Origin of the sequence: Gemmiger formicilis, assembly GCF_016901605.1 — a bacterium.
Taxonomy (GTDB): domain Bacteria; phylum Bacillota; class Clostridia; order Oscillospirales; family Ruminococcaceae; genus Gemmiger; species Gemmiger formicilis_B.
In genome coordinates, this window is sequence record NZ_JACJKP010000461.1 from 1 (window position 1) to 426 (window position 426).

The window sequence follows — 426 nt, forward strand, 5'->3', positions numbered from 1 at the left end:
AGCTGGCCGCCCAGATGAAGGACGCCCTTTCCGGAAGCGCCGGGGACACCATGGCCACCGAGACCGGCCGCGTCATCGAGATCGGCGACGGCATTGCCAACGTCAGCGGTCTGCGCCACGCCGTCTACGGTGAACGTGTGGAGTTTGAGAACGGCACCGCCGGTCTGATCCTGGACCTGCGCCGCAAGCGCACCGGTGTGGTGCTGATGGGCAGCGCCGAAGGCCTGACCGAAGGCAGCCTGGTGCGCCGCACCGGCCGCCCCGCCGATGTGCCGGTAGGCGAAGCCCTGATCGGCCGTGCGGTGGATGCGCTGGGCCGCCCCATTGACGGCCTGGGCCCCATCGAGTGCACCGAGACCCGCCCCATCGAACACGAGGCTCCCGGCGTTGTCAGCCGTGAACCTGTTACCCAGCCCATGCAGACCG

Annotated in this window: 1 pseudogene; it reads left to right on the forward strand. The window is 69.5% G+C overall.

From position 1 onward, the window contains the following. Positions 1 to 2: 2 nt before the first annotated feature. Positions 3 to 426 (forward strand): annotated as a pseudogene (locus H6B10_RS15440) (F0F1 ATP synthase subunit alpha); the annotation flags it as partial.